At 72.3% G+C, this 16,199-nt stretch carries 17 protein-coding genes; 8 read left to right on the top strand and 9 right to left on the bottom strand.

Translation table 11 applies throughout. The features are described 5' to 3' along the window. Nucleotide 1: 1 nt before the first annotated feature. Nucleotides 2-607, bottom strand: a complete 606-nt coding sequence (locus ACFYZB_RS29750) for a YdeI family protein (RefSeq protein WP_388763881.1) — start codon at nt 605-607, stop codon at nt 2-4. 273 nt (nt 608-880) lie between these two features. Here ACFYZB_RS29750 and ACFYZB_RS29755 point away from each other — a divergent pair, with 273 nt between their 5' ends. Next, the gene (locus ACFYZB_RS29755; RefSeq protein WP_388763883.1) at nt 881-1,945 is read left to right on the top strand and encodes a YihY/virulence factor BrkB family protein; all 1,065 of its coding nucleotides are present in this window, start codon (nt 881-883) and stop codon (nt 1,943-1,945) included. A 54-nt stretch (nt 1,946-1,999) separates the two neighbouring features. On the opposite strand, the gene ACFYZB_RS29760 is transcribed toward ACFYZB_RS29755, so the two are convergent. Continuing rightward, a complete protein-coding gene (locus tag ACFYZB_RS29760) occupies nt 2,000-2,749 on the bottom strand; it encodes an SDR family oxidoreductase (RefSeq protein WP_388763885.1) in 750 nt (249 codons plus the stop codon). A gap of 139 nt (nt 2,750-2,888) precedes the next feature. Further along, nucleotides 2,889-3,485 (bottom strand): CGNR zinc finger domain-containing protein, encoded by a 597-nt coding sequence (locus ACFYZB_RS29765; protein ID WP_388763886.1) that lies wholly within the window; start codon nt 3,483-3,485, stop codon nt 2,889-2,891. A 56-nt stretch (nt 3,486-3,541) separates the two neighbouring features. Here ACFYZB_RS29765 and ACFYZB_RS29770 point away from each other — a divergent pair, with 56 nt between their 5' ends. Beyond that, entirely contained in the window at nt 3,542-4,726 is a 1,185-nt protein-coding gene (locus ACFYZB_RS29770) for an MFS transporter (RefSeq protein ID WP_388763888.1), read from the top strand. Here the strand turns inward: ACFYZB_RS29770 and ACFYZB_RS29775 are convergent, their stop codons facing one another. Then, nucleotides 4,727-5,293, bottom strand: coding sequence for a GNAT family N-acetyltransferase (locus ACFYZB_RS29775; protein WP_388763890.1), 567 nt, complete (start codon nt 5,291-5,293; stop codon nt 4,727-4,729). A 102-nt stretch (nt 5,294-5,395) separates the two neighbouring features. On the opposite strand from ACFYZB_RS29775, the gene ACFYZB_RS29780 reads away from it, so the two are divergent. Next, on the top strand, nt 5,396-6,352 hold the full coding sequence (locus ACFYZB_RS29780; protein WP_388763892.1) for a hypothetical protein: 957 nt from the start codon (nt 5,396-5,398) through the stop codon (nt 6,350-6,352). Nucleotides 6,353-6,489: 137 nt separating this feature from the next. Here the strand turns inward: ACFYZB_RS29780 and ACFYZB_RS29785 are convergent, their stop codons facing one another. Next, nucleotides 6,490-7,212, bottom strand: coding sequence for a hypothetical protein (locus tag ACFYZB_RS29785; RefSeq protein ID WP_388763894.1), 723 nt, complete (start codon nt 7,210-7,212; stop codon nt 6,490-6,492). A gap of 685 nt (nt 7,213-7,897) precedes the next feature. Between ACFYZB_RS29785 and ACFYZB_RS29790 the strand changes: the two genes are divergently transcribed. Continuing rightward, complete coding sequence (locus ACFYZB_RS29790) at nt 7,898-8,347, top strand: GNAT family N-acetyltransferase (RefSeq protein WP_388763915.1); 450 nt, start codon at nt 7,898-7,900, stop codon at nt 8,345-8,347. Nucleotides 8,348-8,447: 100 nt separating this feature from the next. On the opposite strand, the gene ACFYZB_RS29795 is transcribed toward ACFYZB_RS29790, so the two are convergent. From ACFYZB_RS29795 to ACFYZB_RS29805, 3 genes are read right to left on the bottom strand one after another with little or no spacing between them, the layout of a single operon-like run. Further along, on the bottom strand, nt 8,448-9,401 hold the full coding sequence (locus tag ACFYZB_RS29795) for a MerR family transcriptional regulator (protein ID WP_388763896.1): 954 nt from the start codon (nt 9,399-9,401) through the stop codon (nt 8,448-8,450). Between the two features lie 22 nt (nt 9,402-9,423). Further along, on the bottom strand, nt 9,424-10,326 hold the full coding sequence (locus ACFYZB_RS29800; RefSeq protein WP_388763898.1) for a hypothetical protein: 903 nt from the start codon (nt 10,324-10,326) through the stop codon (nt 9,424-9,426). Continuing rightward, nucleotides 10,274-10,672, bottom strand: coding sequence for an ACT domain-containing protein (locus tag ACFYZB_RS29805; RefSeq protein ID WP_388763900.1), 399 nt, complete (start codon nt 10,670-10,672; stop codon nt 10,274-10,276). The genes ACFYZB_RS29800 and ACFYZB_RS29805 overlap by 53 nt, the downstream gene beginning before the upstream one ends. A gap of 310 nt (nt 10,673-10,982) precedes the next feature. On the opposite strand from ACFYZB_RS29805, the gene ACFYZB_RS29810 reads away from it, so the two are divergent. Then, on the top strand, nt 10,983-11,528 hold the full coding sequence (locus tag ACFYZB_RS29810; RefSeq protein WP_388763917.1) for an AAA family ATPase: 546 nt from the start codon (nt 10,983-10,985) through the stop codon (nt 11,526-11,528). Nucleotides 11,529-11,684: 156 nt separating this feature from the next. Here the strand turns inward: ACFYZB_RS29810 and ACFYZB_RS29815 are convergent, their stop codons facing one another. Next, nucleotides 11,685-12,614 (bottom strand): SDR family oxidoreductase, encoded by a 930-nt coding sequence (locus tag ACFYZB_RS29815; RefSeq protein WP_388763918.1) that lies wholly within the window; start codon nt 12,612-12,614, stop codon nt 11,685-11,687. Nucleotides 12,615-12,698: 84 nt separating this feature from the next. On the opposite strand from ACFYZB_RS29815, the gene ACFYZB_RS29820 reads away from it, so the two are divergent. The 3 genes from ACFYZB_RS29820 (at nt 12,699) to ACFYZB_RS29830 (ending at nt 16,080) form a co-directional block, all read left to right on the top strand. Continuing rightward, nucleotides 12,699-13,265, top strand: coding sequence for a TetR/AcrR family transcriptional regulator (locus ACFYZB_RS29820; protein WP_388763901.1), 567 nt, complete (start codon nt 12,699-12,701; stop codon nt 13,263-13,265). Between the two features lie 342 nt (nt 13,266-13,607). Beyond that, on the top strand, nt 13,608-15,266 hold the full coding sequence (locus ACFYZB_RS29825) for a penicillin-binding transpeptidase domain-containing protein (protein ID WP_388763902.1): 1,659 nt from the start codon (nt 13,608-13,610) through the stop codon (nt 15,264-15,266). A 289-nt stretch (nt 15,267-15,555) separates the two neighbouring features. Then, nucleotides 15,556-16,080, top strand: coding sequence for a peroxiredoxin (locus tag ACFYZB_RS29830; RefSeq protein ID WP_388763904.1), 525 nt, complete (start codon nt 15,556-15,558; stop codon nt 16,078-16,080). Nucleotides 16,081-16,199 lie beyond the last annotated feature (119 nt).

Consider the following 16,199-nt stretch of genomic DNA (forward strand, 5'->3'; position numbering starts at 1 on the left):
ATCAGGGATGCAGCTTCTGGCGCGCCGCGAGCATGGCGACGAACTTCTCGATCCGCGCCGCCCGGGTCTGAGGCCTCTTGGCGTCCTGGATCCGGTGGAGAATGGCGTACCGGTTGCGGCTGTCCAGGGTGGAGAAGAAGTCCCGTGCCCTCGGAGCGGCCTCCAGGGCCGCCTGCAGGTCCTCGGGCACCGTGGCCGTCCTCTGACCGGCGTACGCCGCCTCCCAGCGGCCGTCCGCCTTGGCCTGCTCCACCTCCCGCAGGCCGGCCGGCCGCATGCGGCCCTGCTCCGTGAGCTCGATGGCCTTGTCCCGGTTCAGCCTCGACCACTTGCCGCCCGGCCGACGCGGGGTGAAGCGCTGCAGCCAGTGCCGCTCGTCCAGCTTCTTCTTCTGCCCGTCGATCCAGCCGAAGCACAGCGCCGACTCCAGCGCTCCGGCGTAGTCGACGCCGTCGAGCCCGGAGTCCTTCTTCGGGATCTTCAGCCAGATGCCCCGCACATCGGCGTGATGCTCCTCCAGCCACTGCTCCCACGCCTCCTGCGTGGCGAAGGCCAGGACCGGATCGGCCCCGTTGAGTGCTCCACCCGAGTGCGCTTCACCCGGCATGCGCCCCATGAAAACCCACCCCGATGGCACGGTCAATCAGGGGGACGCCCCGACGCCGACGCAGGAAGTGCGCTCCGTCCGTCGGTTCCGTCCCGCCGAACAGGGCGGCATGGTTCGACGGGAGCCGGCCGGTGACGTGGTTCAGTTCTCCGCCGCCGACCCTGTCGGCAACCGTGGCCGGCACCGCCCCGCCACCCGGCCCGCAAGGAGTTGTACGGCCGACTCCGAGGGACACGCCTGCGTGAGACCGCGGGACCGGGTTACCCGGTCGCTATGCCGAAGCTGCATCTCCCCGGGCACGGCCATCGCCACGCCGACGACGACGGCCCGGGTGCGCATGTGCCGACGCCGGAGGAGGCCGGGCCCGACGAGCGGGTCGAGCGGGCCGCTCCCGACACGCCGGCGCAACTGCCCAAGCGGGCCTGGGGCGCCGTGCTGAAAGGCTCCCTGCGCGAGTTCCAGGACGACGAGCTGACCGACCGGGCCGCCGCCCTGACCTACTACGCGGTGCTGGCCCTGTTCCCGGCGCTGCTGGTGCTGGTGTCGCTGCTGGGCATCGCCGGCAGGTCGGTCACCGACAAGGTGCTGGCCAACCTCCGGCACCTCGCGCCCGGCTCCGCGCGGGACATCCTCACCAGGGCCGTGGAGCAGCTGCAGAACAACGCCGGCACCGGCTCGGTCATGGCCGTCGTCGGCATCGTACTGGCGGTCTGGTCGGCCTCCGGATACGTGGCCGCCTTCATCCGCGCCGCCAACGCGGTCTACGACATGCCGGAGGGCCGCCCGGTGTGGAAGATCCTGCCGGTGCGGGTCGGTGTCACCCTGGTGCTGATGCTGCTCGCCGTGGCCAGCGCCCTGATCGTCGTCTTCACCGGCAGCCTCGCCCGGCACGCGGGGCAGGCGCTGGGCATCGGCGGCACGGCGCTGACCGTGTGGTCGATCGCGAAGTGGCCGGTGCTGGTCCTGCTGGTCACGGTGATGATCGCGATCCTGTACTGGGCGACCCCGAACGCCAGGGTCAAGGGCTTCAGGTGGATCACTCCGGGCAGCGTCCTCGCCCTGGCGATCTGGCTGATCGCCTCCGCCGGGTTCGCCCTCTACGTCGCCGACTTCGCCTCCTACAACAAGACCTACGGCACCATGGCCGGCGTCATCGTCTTCCTGGTCTGGCTCTGGATCGGCAACCTGGCGATCCTGCTCGGCCTGGAGTTCGACGCGGAGACCGTGCGCCAGCGGGCCATCGCCGGCGGACATCCGCCCGGAGCCGAGCCCTACACCCGGCCGCGCGACACCAGGAAGTGGGACGAGGACGACGTACGCCGCCTGAACGAGCCGTGACCCGGCCGGGGCGCACCGTGCTCTTCGGGCCCGGGCACGGTGCGCCCCGCTCGCTCACGCCGCGTACCCGCCGTCCACGGAGAGCTCGGCTCCCGTCACGTACACCGCCTCCGGCCCCGCCAGATAGGCCACCGCGGACGCCACCTCCGCGGCCGTGCCGAAGCGGCCGAGGGCGGTCATCGCCGCCTGGCCGGACGCGAACGGGCCGTTCGCGGGATTCATGTCGGTGTCGGTCGGGCCCGGATGAACGACGTTCGCCGTGATCCCGCGCCCGCCCAGCTCGCGCGCCAGCGCCTTCGTCAGCCCGACGACCGCCGACTTGCTCATCGCGTACAGGGTGGCGCCGGGGCCCGGGGTGTGGTGGGTGATGCAGCTGCCGACGGTGATGATCCGGCCGCCGGGCGCCATGAGTGCGGCAGCGGCCTGGGCGGCCAGGAACGTCCCGCGGATGTTCACGGCGATCAGGCGGTCCACGTCGGCGAGCGACAGGGTCTCCAGCGGCTCCATCAGCCCGAGCGCCGCGTTGTTCACGAGGACGTCCAGACCCCCGAGCGCCTCGGCCGCGCGTCCCACCGCACCCGCCGCCTCCTCCGCGTCCGCGGCGTCGGCGCGCAGGGCCACCGCCCGCCGCCCCAGGGCCTCGACGGCCCGCACCACGTCCTGCGCCGCCTCCTTCCCGTGCACATAGGTCACGGCCACATCCGCACCCTGCTGCGCCAGGCGCAGGGCCGAGGCCGCGCCGATGCCCCGGCTGCCGCCGGTGACCAGAGCCTTCTTACCGTCAAGGGTTGCCTGTGAAGTCATGCCTCCATCCCACCGGCGCGACCTGCGGAAGGCTGGCGGCGAACGGACCTCGACCTGCGGTGCGAGAGAACGCCGACTCGCCCACGTACGCCGGGATGTGGGGCGGCGGTCGCCGAGCCGGGCTTGAGACTGCCCACGATCAGCCGGGTGATTCCGTGGAGCGGGCGCGCCGGTGGGCCGCGACCCGTTCGCGGGTCGCGCAGCGGCGGGAGCAGTAGCGGCGTTCGGGGCCGGGGCCCTGGGTGATGAAGACGTTCCGGCAGACGGGCGACGCACAGATCCTGCCGGGCGGGAGCTGGCGGTCCCACACGAGGACGGCCAGGGACAGGCAGGACGAGGCGAGGAGCCACTCACCCCAGGGAGCGTCGTCGTCGCGGTCGAGGTGGGGATGCCAGGGCGTGCCGCCACCGTGCGAGGTGAGGCGGAGCGGCCCGGTGTGCTCGCCGAGCAGGCGGTTGAGGACGGTGGCGGCCTCGTCGGCGTGCTCGGCGGCGAAGACCTCCCGCAGCCGGGCCGCGGCCTCGCGCATCTGCGCGACCTCCCGGGAGGTGAGGACCACGGGGCCCTTCTCGCCGTGGGCGAGGAGCACCTCCGCCACATGGTCCGGGTCGGGTTGGTCCTCGGCGAGGGCGTTGACGAGTGCGGCGGTGCGGCGGGCCATGGCCAGGACGGAGTGCCGGGTGGACCAGTCGCCGTCGGCATCGTTGCTGGGGTGCACCAGCGCACTGTAACGCATATTGCAGAGTTTTGAGTTACTTACGTAACGTCTCCCAGGTGATAAGGCGTTACACGATGGCCTGCTATTTCGCGGGAGCGGTGGTGGCCCGCGTCGGGGACGAGATGTCGGGACCGGCGCTCATGCTGACCGGATACGCGGTCACAGGCTCGGCCTCCGAAGCATCCGCGCTGCTCGCGGGCATCACGGTCGCGGCGGCGGCAGGCGGCCCCGTGCTCGGCGCGGTGCTCGACCGGCAGCGGCGGCCGGGACGGCTGCTGGCCGCAGCGCTCGTCCTGTACGCGACCGGCCTCGTGGTGATCCTCCTGGCGCTCGGAAGGCTTCCGTTCACCGTGACCGTGCCGATCGCCGTCCTGACCGGGCTGCCGGGTCCCGCCCTGTCGGGCGGCTGGACGGGGCAGCTGCCGAGGGTGGTTCCGGGGGACCGGCTGCCACGGGCCAACGCGCTCGATGCCATGACCTTCGGCATGGCGAGCCTGTCCGGTCCGGTCCTCGCCGGCGGCCTGGCCGAGGTCTCCGGGGCGTCGACGGCCGTCGTGGCGTCGGCGGCGCTCATCGGCTGCGCGGCGCCGGCGGCGTGGGCCCTGCCGGCGCGTTGCGCGCGGGTGCGGCGCGCGCAGCCCGGTTCGCTGATCGGTGACCTCGCCGCCGGAACGCGGGTCATCGTGCGCAACCCCCGGCTGGCCCGGGCCACCCTTGCCTCGGTCGTCTGCTGTGCCGCGCAGGGCATGCTGACGGCCTGCGTCCCGCTGCTGGGCGAACGTGTCCTCGGCGGTGCGGGGCGCGGCGCGCTCCTGCTGTCCTGTACGGCCGGCACGGCGCTCGTGGCCAACGCCGTACTGGCACGGTTCCCGCAGCACATCGCCCCCGAATCGATCATCCGGGCCGCCGCCCTGATCCAGGGCGGCGCGTTCGCCCTGGCGGCGACCGGCCGGCCGGCCGTGCTCGTCCTGGCCCTGCTGCTGGCCGGGATCGGTGAAGGGCCACAGCTCACCGCACTCTTCGCGGTACGCCACCGGGAGGCGCCCGACCGTCTGCGCAGCCAGATCTTCACCACCGGCGCCGGCCTGAAGGTCACCGCCTTCGCGGCGGGCGCGGCGATCGGCGGCCCGCTGGCGACCTGGTCCCTGCCCGGCACCCTGGCAGCGGCAGCGGCCCTGGCGGCCTGCGCGGTGCCGGTCCTCTTCGCCGTACCACTGCGCGCCGGTGAAGCGGCCGAGGAGTCGTCGCGGTTGGACTGATCACGTACCCGCTTGATCCTCTTCCCGCTCGGTCCGGTTCCCGCTCGGCGACCGGGCAGCCGTCGGGTCCGGCGGAGCGATGAGATCCGCAAGGCTGCGGAGATACGACAGTCCGGGGCGACCGGAGAGCCGGGTCTCGCCGACCACGGCGAACCCCGACCGGGCCAGCACGGCCCGCGACGCCGCATTGTCGAGCGTGGTCCTGGCACGGAGCGCCGTCAGCCCGTAGCGGTGGGCGGCCAGATCGCAGATCTCCCGCACGCCCCAGGTGGCGAGCCCCCGGCCCGCGGCACGCTCGGCGATGCGGTACCCGAGCTCGGCGCCGCCGTCCGCGACATCCACGAGGTTCATCCGGCCCAACACCTCGCCTCCGGCGCCCACCAGCAGGTGGAAGTAGCAGTGACCGGCCTCCTGCTCGGCGAGCAGGGCACGGTGGCGCTCGTCGAACCGGGCGAAGTAGTCGTCACCCCGGTCAGGGATCGACGCCGCGAAGTAGGCCCGGTTCTCCCGCTCGAAGGCGAACAGTGCGGGACCATGAGCCGGACGGAGCAGCTGGATCTCGGGCATGGACGGCAATATAGGCAACTTGTATGAGCAAGTTGTACGTGTAAACCATAACGATCTCGGCCCAGCCCTTGCGCGCCCACCGCTACGCCCTAGCCTCCGGACATGGCATTTCTCTCCAGTCGCCGCAGAAGGGCCCGTCTTGCTCCGGAACTCGACGACCAGGACCTGGGCAAGCTGCTGAAGTCACTCGCGGCGACCACCAGGACCGGCACCATCGCGACCAGTGAGCTGTGTGTGGCGCAGATGTCCCGCCTCCTGGAGCAGGACCCCGGTGACTGGGACCGCCGTACGCATCGTATGGAGGTCCTGGCGGGATTCCTCGCCGGATCGCACCTGTCACGGTCCTGGGTCACCCGCGAGCCCCGCAGCGTGGACGCGCTCGTCCTGCACGCCTGGACCCAGGTCGCGCAGGCCCGCGCACAGGGGCACCTGGAGGACCCCGCCGGCACCGTCGATGTCTGTCTGCGCGCCGCCCGACTCGCCCCCGAGGACCCGACGCCCTGGGTGGCCCTCCTCGCCGTGGCACGCCTGGAACGACGTGAGCAGTCGCAGATCTTCGGGCTGTGGAACGAGGTGCTCGCACGCGATCGCTGGAACCGCGAGGCCTATCTGAACATGCTGGCCTACCTCAGCCCGGGCGAGGCGGGCTCGCGCATCCAGGTCCTGGAGTTCGTGGACACCCTGCGCGCCCGCATGCCCGCGAACGCGCCGTGCGTGGCGACCGAACTCACCGCTCAGGTCCACCAGTACCACGCCATCCTCGGCCGCGGCGGGCTCGAGGCGCTGGTCGCGCGGAACCACTGGTCCCACGACATGGCCCTGCAGGCCCTCGACCGCGCGGCGCACACATGGATCCAGCCGGGGTTCCTCCGCCACGCCAAGGCGCTGGCCGACCTCAACCTCCTCGCCTATGCGCTGGTCGCCGCGGACCGGCGCGCCGACGCGCGTGCCGTCTTCGAGCAGATCGGTGGCGTCGTCACCGCGTGGCCCTGGCGGGCAGGCGGCGACCCGGTGAGCGAGTTCGACCAGACGCGGCAGAAGGCCACGGCCGGTGCGTGAGCCGTGGAACCGGCTTGTGATCCCTCGTCGTTCAGCGCATTCCAGGCGGTGACCGCAGGGAGGTCGGCTGCGCCGGTTCGCCCCGTCCGGGACGCGTCGACCGTGGTCGGTGCAGGACGGGGCGATGTGGCCACGGCTCATTCGGCAGCGTCGGCCCGGGACTCCTCCGCGTTCGCCGCCGCCGACTCGGACGCGGCGGCCAGGGTGTAGAAGACCGACGAGCCCTGCTTGGAGCGCTGGGCGGTGTTGCGGGCCACGAGGTTCTCCAGGGTGGTGCGGATGACCTTGGTCTGGATCTCCCGGTCGGCATGTGCCTTGCCGAGCGCCTCGGCGACCTCCGCCGCGGAGCGGGGCTCCTGCTGTTCGGCGAGGTGGCGGCGGACCAGCTCGACGAGGGTGGGCTGAGCGGACTGGCCGGTCGCCTTCGATGTCGAGGACTTCGATGACGAGGACTTGGCCGCCGAGGACTTCGTCGCCGCGGGCTTGGCCGCCGGGGGCTTGGTCGAGGGCTTGGTCGCCGCGGGCTTCCTGGCGGCCTGCTTCCTGCGCCCGGACTGCTCCGGGACCGCCTTCTTCGGCGCCCGGTGCGCGCCGGACGCGGTGGCGGCCTTCTTGCGCGGGGCGGGCACCACGGCACCCTCGGCCGAGGCGGGTGCGCCCACCGAGGAGGCGACACCGAGCGCCTGCCGCATGTTCACCAGGATCGTCTGGTCGTGCTGCAGGGCGGCCAACTGCTCCTGAAGCGCTGCGATTTCGGCGGTGATGCGCTCCTGTTCCTTGACGTTGTGCTCGAGGTCGTTGGTCACCTGGCTGACGTACTGCGAGGTCAACTCGGTGACGGGGGCGGTGGGCTCAGGCATCTGTGGCTCCTATCGTGACGCTGGTGCGCTCCGTCGCCTGCGCGTGCGGCAGACGGGGAGCGGGAGTTGTCCTGCGGGTCCCCCGACACATGGATGATACGGATGGGCCGGCGGGTTTCCACCGAGTGAACCCTGTGCATTGCCCAGAGGTGTGCCGTTCTCTCCTCTGTCATCCCTCCGTGTCATCTCTCCGATGTGTCCTGCGGAGCCGGGAGTCGGCACCCGAGCGCGTCGGCCGGCTCGTGCTCATCACACCGGGCGTGCGGGCCGTCGGCCTGACCATCACCGATCGGCTCCGGCGGGAGACCGTACGGCCACGCCGGGACGAGCCGTTTCCCGGAGGCGCGCGCTGCCCTGGAGGCGATCGGGGCGGGCGTGGCGACGGCGGAGAACTTCCGGGCCATCGCGCCGTTCTCCTACGGCCGTTGGGACGAGGTGGCCCAGGCCCGCAAGGCAGCCGAGGACGAACAGCTGAGCCGGGACGTCGTGGCCGCCTTCGGCGCCGAGGGCGCCTTCGACCCCGGAGCCACCCGGGCCACTTCCCATGGCTCGACGACGCCGACCGGTTCGTGGCAACCATCGCCGGCTTCCTGCGGGAAGCGACCCCCCACACCCCCTGACGCCCTCGGTCCCCGGGGCCGGGGAAATCCCCCCGGCTAGTATCACGATCGTGGCGGACTGGGAGATGCGTCCCGCGTCGGCGGCGGACGTCGAGGCGGTGGCCGAGCTGAAGGCCGTGGTGCTCCGAGCGGACCTGGAGCGTCTCGGGCGCTACGACGAGCACCGGGTGCGGCAGCGGCTGCGGGACGAGTTCACACCGGAGCACACCTGGGTGATCGAGGCGGGCGGTGCCCTGGCCGGATGCGTGGCGCTGCGGCCGTCGAACGACGCCCACTGGCTGGAGCACTTCTACCTGGACTCGAGCCTGCAGGGCAGGGGCATAGGGTCGGCCGTGCTGCGGCTGCTGCTGGAGCGGTGCGACCGCGACGGCATCCGGGTCCGGCTGAACGCGCTCTCGGGCAGCCGGGCCCAACGGCTCTACGAACGCCATGGCTTCGCCGTCGAGACCGAGGAACCGGTCGATGTGTTCATGGTCCGCGAGCCGGCGTCGGCCCAGGTGCCCGCACGCCGGTAGCCGCCGCAGGCGAACGACATGTCATCCGGCGCTCAGGCGCCCACCGGTGTCCGCCGGAAGGGCCCGCCCGTGCGCCCGGCCGGGTCCTGCGGCCCGATGCCTAGAGGGGGTTCTCGCGCAGCCAGGTCAGCACCTGCCGGGCGTGCTCGTTCGGTGGGAAGACCGGGTAGAAGACATGCTCGATCACACCGGCGCGGAGGACGAGTGTCAGGCGCCTGAACAGCCGCATCCCCTCGACCTCGAACGTGGGCAGACCAAGTGTGCCGGCCAGGTCGAGGGCAGGGTCGGAGAGCATGTCGAAGGGCAGTCCCAGACGCTCCACGACCTCGCGTTGGTAGTCGGTGTCCTGGCTGGACAGCCCGTAGACGCGGCCGGCGCCGGCTTCGAGCAGGTCGTGGAAGTGGTCGCGGAAGCCGCACGACTCGGGTGTGCAGCCACGTGCTCCGGGAATCGAGTTCCAGCCCTCCGGCAGGTCGGTGCCGGGGCGGCCGGTGAGGGGGTAGACGTAGATGACCGTGCGCCGGGATCCGAGCGTGTCCAGGCGGATCGTTCGGCCGGCCGTGTCGAGCAGCGCGAGGCTCGGCACCTTCATGCCGGCGAGGTGGGCCGCAGCGCCGTCGTCCTCGGGGACGGGCAGGTCCGCGGGCAGCGTCAGATAGTCCATGTGTCCAGCGCCTCCTTCTTCTGGTACGACGCCGCTGCCGCGGTGGGCGGCGGCGTTCAGGTTGGCGATCAGCGTCGCGCGGCGGGCGGTCAGGGACTCGATGCGCTCGGTGAGCTCGTCGATGGCCTCGCGGTAGCTCGCGAGGGAGGCGGGACAGTCGTCCGCGTGTGCGCGTCCGGCCGCCAGGCACTCGAGGAACGGCCGGGTGCGCTCGACGGGGATTCCGAGCCGGTGGAGTGTCCTGATCTCCCGTACGAGGCGTACGTCGTCCTCGCCGTAGTCCCGGTAGCCATTGGGCAGGCGCTCGGCTGTGATCAGCCCCAGCGACTCGTAGTACCGCACCGCTTTCGTCGTGACATCCGCCCGACGCGCCAGCTCACCGATCCTCATTGCCGTTCACCTCGCTCACACGCTAAACCCTGCCCTCAGTGGCAAGGTCAAGGCGTCCCGTGCGGTGCGGCGGCTGCGCCCGGACTGCGTTGTCGCCCTGCGGCCGGGGCACCGCCCACAGTGCGGCTTCGGCGAGCCGGTGACCCAGGCGCGCCTCGAACGGCGTGCCGGAGAAGCGCCGTCCCGCGGCCGCGTCCCACCATGCCCGCAGATCGACACGGGCACTGCCCTGCGCTCGCCGCAGGGACGCCCAGCGGCGGCCAAGGGTCCTCACGGACCCGTGCAGTTCGGCGCCCACACGGCGCGCGACGGCGTGGAGCACGCCTTCCACGACCGTGACCGTACCTTCGTCTCCGGGGGCGTATTCCCGTCGCGCCGCCGGGTCGCTTCCGGTCCGCCGATCGACGATCCGCAGCCGCTCCGGTTCCTGGCTCGGTCCCTCGCCGGCCTCGACCTCGTACACCGCGCCCGCTGCCAGGTGTTCGCCCTCCACCAGCCGCACACCGGGCACCGCCCGCCCGTCGGGGAGCAGCACCTGCCCCTCCTCGGCACGGGTCCCGCGCACCACGTCGAAGAGCACGACGACCGCCTCCTCGAACCAGGGACGGGGCACGGACGCGACGATCACGGAATGGTTGATGCGGCTCAGCGGTACACGATGGCGCCGCACGTCGGCGACGGACAGGGGAGAGACGCGGCCGTGGCGGGGGTCGAACACCTGCCGGCCGAGGGCCTGCGGGACGGGCGCCGAGGCATCCGTGTCCGGGCGCCGCCCACCGGATCGCGCGTCCGCACGGCCTTCACCAGGCCGGCCGCACACCACGACGAGGGCTTCCGCCTCTTCGGCGGCCGCCCGGCCGAAGCCCTCGCGGTCAGGAAGAGCCGCGGGCCAGGCGCCGCAGGATGTCCAGGGCCTCCTCGGCACGGTCGTAGGGCACGAAGAGGTGGTCGTGGTGGAAGCCGGCGACGACGTTGCAGCTCAGCTCCGCGTCGGCGAGGGCGCGGGAGACGGCGGCGGTCAGCCCCACCGCGGCCAGCGCGGAGTGCACCCGCAGGGTGATCCAGCCGGCCACGTAGTCGTACGCCATCCCCGCCGCGTCCGCCTCGGCCCGAGGCACGACGAGGGTCAGGCCCTCCTGTTCGGCCACCGTCACCACGGGGGTGACACCGGACGGCACGCCGCCCTCCGCCATGGTGAAGACATAGCGGCCCGGATTCAGTTCCGGACGCATGCCGCTGAGCAGTGTCTGCAGATCAGTCTCGCCGGTCACGGCCCCACCCTACGGGCCGACCGGCCGCTCGCCGCGGAGGCAAGCGGTGCCGGTCATGGCGTCGCCACCGTCTGCCGGCCGCGGCCAGAGGGTGCCGGTGTGCCGGCGGTGAGACAGGCCAGATGCGTGACGAACGCGCTCCGCCCCTCCCCGCCGAAACGCCGGCACACCGAGACGCCGCCTTCCGGACAAGCGGTCAACCTCCCCCACATCCACGTCAGTTGACGACGGTCAGGATGCTCGGCGGGCGACGAGGACGGCCTGGCCGGATGGATCACCGCACACCGCGCCGAGACCGCCGGCCGGTACCCTGCGGCAGGTGGGAGTCGGTACCGAACAGACCCGCCTGGTGGTGCTGCGCGGCAACAGTGCCTCGGGCAAGTCGTCCGTCGCGGCGGGCATCCGCGACCGGTTCGGCCGGGGGCTGGCCCTGGTGGAACAGGACAACCTCCGCCGGATCGTGCTGCGTGAGCGGGACCGGCCGGGAGCGGCGAACATCGGCCTGATCGACACCGTGGCCCGCTATGCCCTGGACGCCGGCTACCACGTGGTCGTCGAGGGCATCCTGTACGCCGACCGCTACGGCGACATGCTCGCCCGGCTGCGTGCCGACCACCGGGGGCCGACCCACGGCTACTACCTCGACGTGCCGTTCGACGAGACCCTCGCCCGCCATGCGACCAAGCCGATCGCCGGCCAGGTGACCGAGGCCGACCTGCGGGACTGGTACCGGCAGCGCGATCTGCTGCCCGGGGGAGTGGAGACGGTCATCGCCGCCGGCAGCTCCCTGCCGGAGACGGTCGAGCGCATCATGCGCGACACCGGGCTGGCCGGCCTTGTGCCCCGCGACCTCTGACTCCGCCCGTCCGTGCGTCCGGCCGCTGCCGGAGCCGATGTGACACGCCGTCTGCATGCACGGCCGGGGCGCCGGGCCCGACGAGGTGCCGGTCGCCGTCTCCCGCCCCAGGGCACCCGGCGCGCCCTGCCCCCGGCCCCGGTCGGGCGCGTGCCGTCAGGCGCCGGTGGCAGGGGCGTGGAAGTAGTGCCCCTTGTCGAGGTCTTCGAGGAGACCCGGGTGGGCCGGTTCCCAGTCCAGGAGCTCGCGGGTCAGCGTGCTCGACGCCGAGACGTCGAGGCCGAGGAATCCGGCCAGCCAGCCGAAGTGCCCGGCCGCCTCCTCGGGTGCCACGGAGACCACCGGCACATCGAGGTGTCGGCCGATCACCTCGGCGACGTCACGGATCGCGACGCCCTCCTCCGCGACCCCGTGCAGCACCGAACCGGCCGGGGCCCGCTCGACCGCCAGGCGGAACAGATGCGCGGCGTCGAGGCGGTGGACGGCAGGCCAGCGGTTGGTGCCGCCGCCGATGTGGCCGGAGAGGCCCTTCTCGCGGGCCACGGCGACCAGTGTCGCCATGAAGCCGTTGTCTCCCTCGCCGTGACAGGTCGGCGAGAGCCGCACCACGGAGGAACGGATGCCGCGCGAGGCGAAGGCGAGCACTTCCTGCGCGGTGGCGGAGCGGATCGTCAGCGGTGAGCCGTCGGGCACGGGCATGTCCCGCTCGGTGGCCATCCGCCCGGGTGTGAGGCCGGCCAGGCCGGAGGCGAGGACGAAGGGCCGGTCGCTGCCCGCGAGCGCCGCACCGAAGACGTCGACGGCGCGGCGGTCGGCCTCGGCGGCACCCTTGAAGTCGAAGTCGCCGCCGAAGGCGATGTCGTGCTTGAAGGCGAGGTGGATGACCCCGTCCGACGCGGCGGCCGCGTCCCGCAGCAGGTCCAGGTCGTCGAGCGTGCCGCGGACGACCTCCGCGCCGGCCGCGGTGAGCGCGGCGGCGGAGGCGTCGGAGCGGGCGAGCCCGACGACGTGGTGACCCGCCTCGATGAGCTCGGGTACGACGGCGGATCCGATCCAGCCGGAGGCGCCGGTGACGAAGATGCGCATGGGAGACCCCAGACAGTCGATGTCAGTGACTGTCATAGACGCTAGCACCTGATGTCAGTCTCTGTCATCACGTAGGATCTCGGCATGGGTAGATGGGAGCCGGACGCGCGCGGACGCCTGGCGAAGGCCGCACTGGAGCTCTATGCCGAGCACGGGTACGAGCAGACCACGGTGGCGGAGATCGCCAAGCGGGCCGGGCTCACGGAGCGGACCTTCTTCCGGCACTACGCCGACAAGCGCGAGGTGCTCTTCTCGGGCGCGGGCGAGCTGGAGGGGCTGATCGTGCGGACGGTCGCCGATGCCCCGGAGGCCGCGGTGCCGCTCGACGCGCTGTCCGCCGGGCTGGACGCGGCCGCCGAGCTGTTCACCGACCGGCGTGAGCACGCGCGCCGGCGTCATGCCGTGATCACCGCGAACGCCGAACTCCAGGAGCGCGAGCTGATCAAACTCGCCTCGATGGCCGCCGCGCTCGCCGCCACCCTGCGCGGCCGCGGCGTCCCGGAGCCGACCGCGAGCCTGGCCGCCGAGGCGGGGGTCGCCGTCTTCAAGGTCGCCTTCGAACGCTGGATCGCGCCGGGCGAGGAACGGCCCATGCAGCAGCTGATCCGGGAGTCACTGACCGAACTCAAGGCCGTGACGTCGGGAGCCTAGGCGTACCGCAGCCGGTGGGGTCCGTCTCTGGTCGTGAGTACGGCCGAACCGCCCAGGGAATCAAGGCAGTTAGGTCGCCTGGGTGGGTGCAGTCAGCGGTGACAGGTATCGGAGATCCTGGGGTGCCAGGTGCCAGGTGCCAGGTGACGACTAAGGGGTGTCCTCGGGGCCCGCTGCCATGCTCCGTGGGATCGCAATCCTGTATCCGCCCCATAGCGGCGCAAGTTCGAGGTGGACGGCCCGCGTCGGACTTGGTGTTCCGATAACGATCTACCGACGATCCGCACACACTTTCATGGAACTCGGCACACGCTTTCATGGAACATACATACGATCCTGTTCATGAACAGAGCTGTGAAGATCGGCCTCGCCGGTACCTGCACCGCGCTGCTCGCCCTGGGGGGAATCGGTACCTACAACATCCTGCACAGCCTGGCCTCGGGCTCGTCAGGTGACGCGGACTCCCGGGACGCGCGCGCTTTCGACCCGTCGGCGCTGTCCAGCACGCCCCCGTCGGACGCCGAGGCGGTGAAGCGGGCCCGCGCCTTCCTGGACAGCTGGTCCCAGCTGCGCCTGGACGGCGCGGCAGGCCACACCGACGTCCCGGGTACGGCCGCGCAGGCGCTGCGGGACTACTCCGACGGCCTGCACCTGAAGAAGCTGACGTTCGGTCACATCGTGTCGGTGGGTCCCTCGTCGGTGACACCGGGCGCCACCAAGGTCACCTTCGACGTGACCGCCCAGGTCGCGGGCGGCACCTGGAGCTACCCGAGCGCGGTGGCCGTCCTGAAGAGCACGAACGGTCACTCGGCGGTCCACTGGAACAACTCGGTGCTCTACCCGGGCCTGGGTGACGGCCAGTCGCTGACCGCGGGCGAGCTGCCGGCCGGCGCGGGGGGCACGAAGGTCGTCGCGAGCGACGGCAGGACCGACCTGTCCGGCTTCGCCTCGCTGCGGGACATCGCGGCCACGATCGGCAAGAACGCGAAGCCCACGGGCGGCACCCCCGGCACGGGCGTGGCCGTCGTCGACGCCGGCGGCGCGGGCGTGAAGACGCTGAAGGTCTTCGCCAAGGGCCGCCCGGCGGTCGTCCGAACGACCATCGACGCCGGCCTCCAGACGGTGGCCGAGCGCGCCGTCCAGGACGCTCACCTCCAGCAGAAGCCCGCCGGTACCGTGGCGCTGGACTGGCACAACGGCCACATCCTGGCGATCGCGCACTCGGGCGACGACGGCGACATCGCCATCAACGGCATCAAGTCCCCCGGCTCCACGATGAAGATCATCACGTCGGCGGCACTCTTCGACAAGGCCGGCCTCACGCCGAGCAGCCCGGCGCCGTGCCAGGACTCGCTGACGGCCAACAGCCAGTTGTTCCACAACGACTCCGGTGTGCGGCCCAACCAGGGCTCCTCCCTCGCCCAGGCGTTCACGGTGTCCTGCAACACCTCCTTCATCAAGGACGGTTTCCACTACCTGGTGCAGGGCGGAGACGCCTCCGCGCTGCACGACGAGGCCGTGAGCGTCTTCGGCATGGGCAACTGGTCCATCGGCGGGGGAGTCGCCACCACCGACCCGAGCATTCCGCCGGACGCCCAGGGCGGCGATCAGGCGGCCCAGTTCATCGGCCAGGGCAAGGTCACGGCCACGCCCCTGTTCATGGCGTCCGTGGCGGCCACCGTCCGGGGTGCCGGCTTCGAGCAACCGGTCATCCTGCCGGGACAGCACCAGCAGACGGCGGCCCGGCCCATCTCCGCCCGCACGGCCGGCTATCTGCAGTCGATGATGCGCAACGTGGCCACCAGCGGAACGGCGGCACCGCGGCTCGGCGGGCTGGTGGGTGTCGGCGCCAAGACCGGCACCGCGGAGGAGGGCGACCACACCAACGGCTGGCTGACCGCCTACAGCTCCCGCATCTCGGTCGCGGCGCTCGTCGAGGGCGGCAGCTCGGGCGTGGACTCCGCCGGGTATGTCGTACGACGGCTGCTGACCGGCAGCTGAACCGCCACACCTCGGCAGGGTGGTGATCCGTCCTGCCGGGGGCGGCGTCCTCGGCGGCGGCCGCCCGTCCCCGGCCGCCGCCCGTCCCCGGCCGTCGTCCGTTTCCGACCGGCGGGCGGTCCCGTCCCGTCGGCCCTTCGCTCACTCGATGACCAGGGCGAGGGTGAAGCCGTCGTAGCCCTTCGAGCCGACCGTCTGGAGGGTGGTGGAGGTCAACCGCGAGTGTGCGGCGATGAGTTCGGTGAAGCGGCGCACGCCCTGGACGCGCGGGTCGCCGTCGGTCGCATCGGTGACCGCCGTCGGCGAGACGGTACCCGGCGATCTGCGGCTTCCGGGAGTCGACGGCCGCTCGCACGACCCGGTGGCCGCCGCCCCCCCCGGCCCGTCGGTGCTGTTCGCCTATCCCGCCGCCGGTGTCCCCGGCCTCCCGGCCGGCCTTGCCGGGCCGCCGGTTCCCGGCAGCGCGGGCTGCACCCCGGAGAGCCGCCAATTCCGCGCCGCCTGGGCGCAGTTCGAGGCCGCGGGCATCGCCGTTCACGGTGTGAGCACCCAGACGCCCGAGGAACAGGCCGCCTTCGCGCGGGCCGAGGACCTGCCCTTCCCGCTGCTGTCCGACGCCCGGCTCCAGCTCACCGCGGGCCTGCGCCTGCCGACCTTCCGGGCCGGACAGGACCTGCGCATCAAGCGGCTCGTCCTGGTCATCGGGCCCGGCCGGACCGTACGGCACACACTGTTCCCGATCACCGACGTCCCCGCGGCCGTGGCCCAGGCGCTCACCCTCGCCGTCGCCACCACCGGGGAAGCGCCCGCATGAGGGGTGCGCGGCCGAGCCCTGTGCCTAGGGCCTGTCTGACAATTCCCGTCTGCCGCGCGACGCCATGCACGCACTCTCGCCGCACCGGCCCCAGACCCAAGTACGTCCAGTACGAGGGT

This window comes from Streptomyces sp. NPDC001852, assembly GCF_042891825.1.
Classification (GTDB): domain Bacteria; phylum Actinomycetota; class Actinomycetes; order Streptomycetales; family Streptomycetaceae; genus Streptomyces.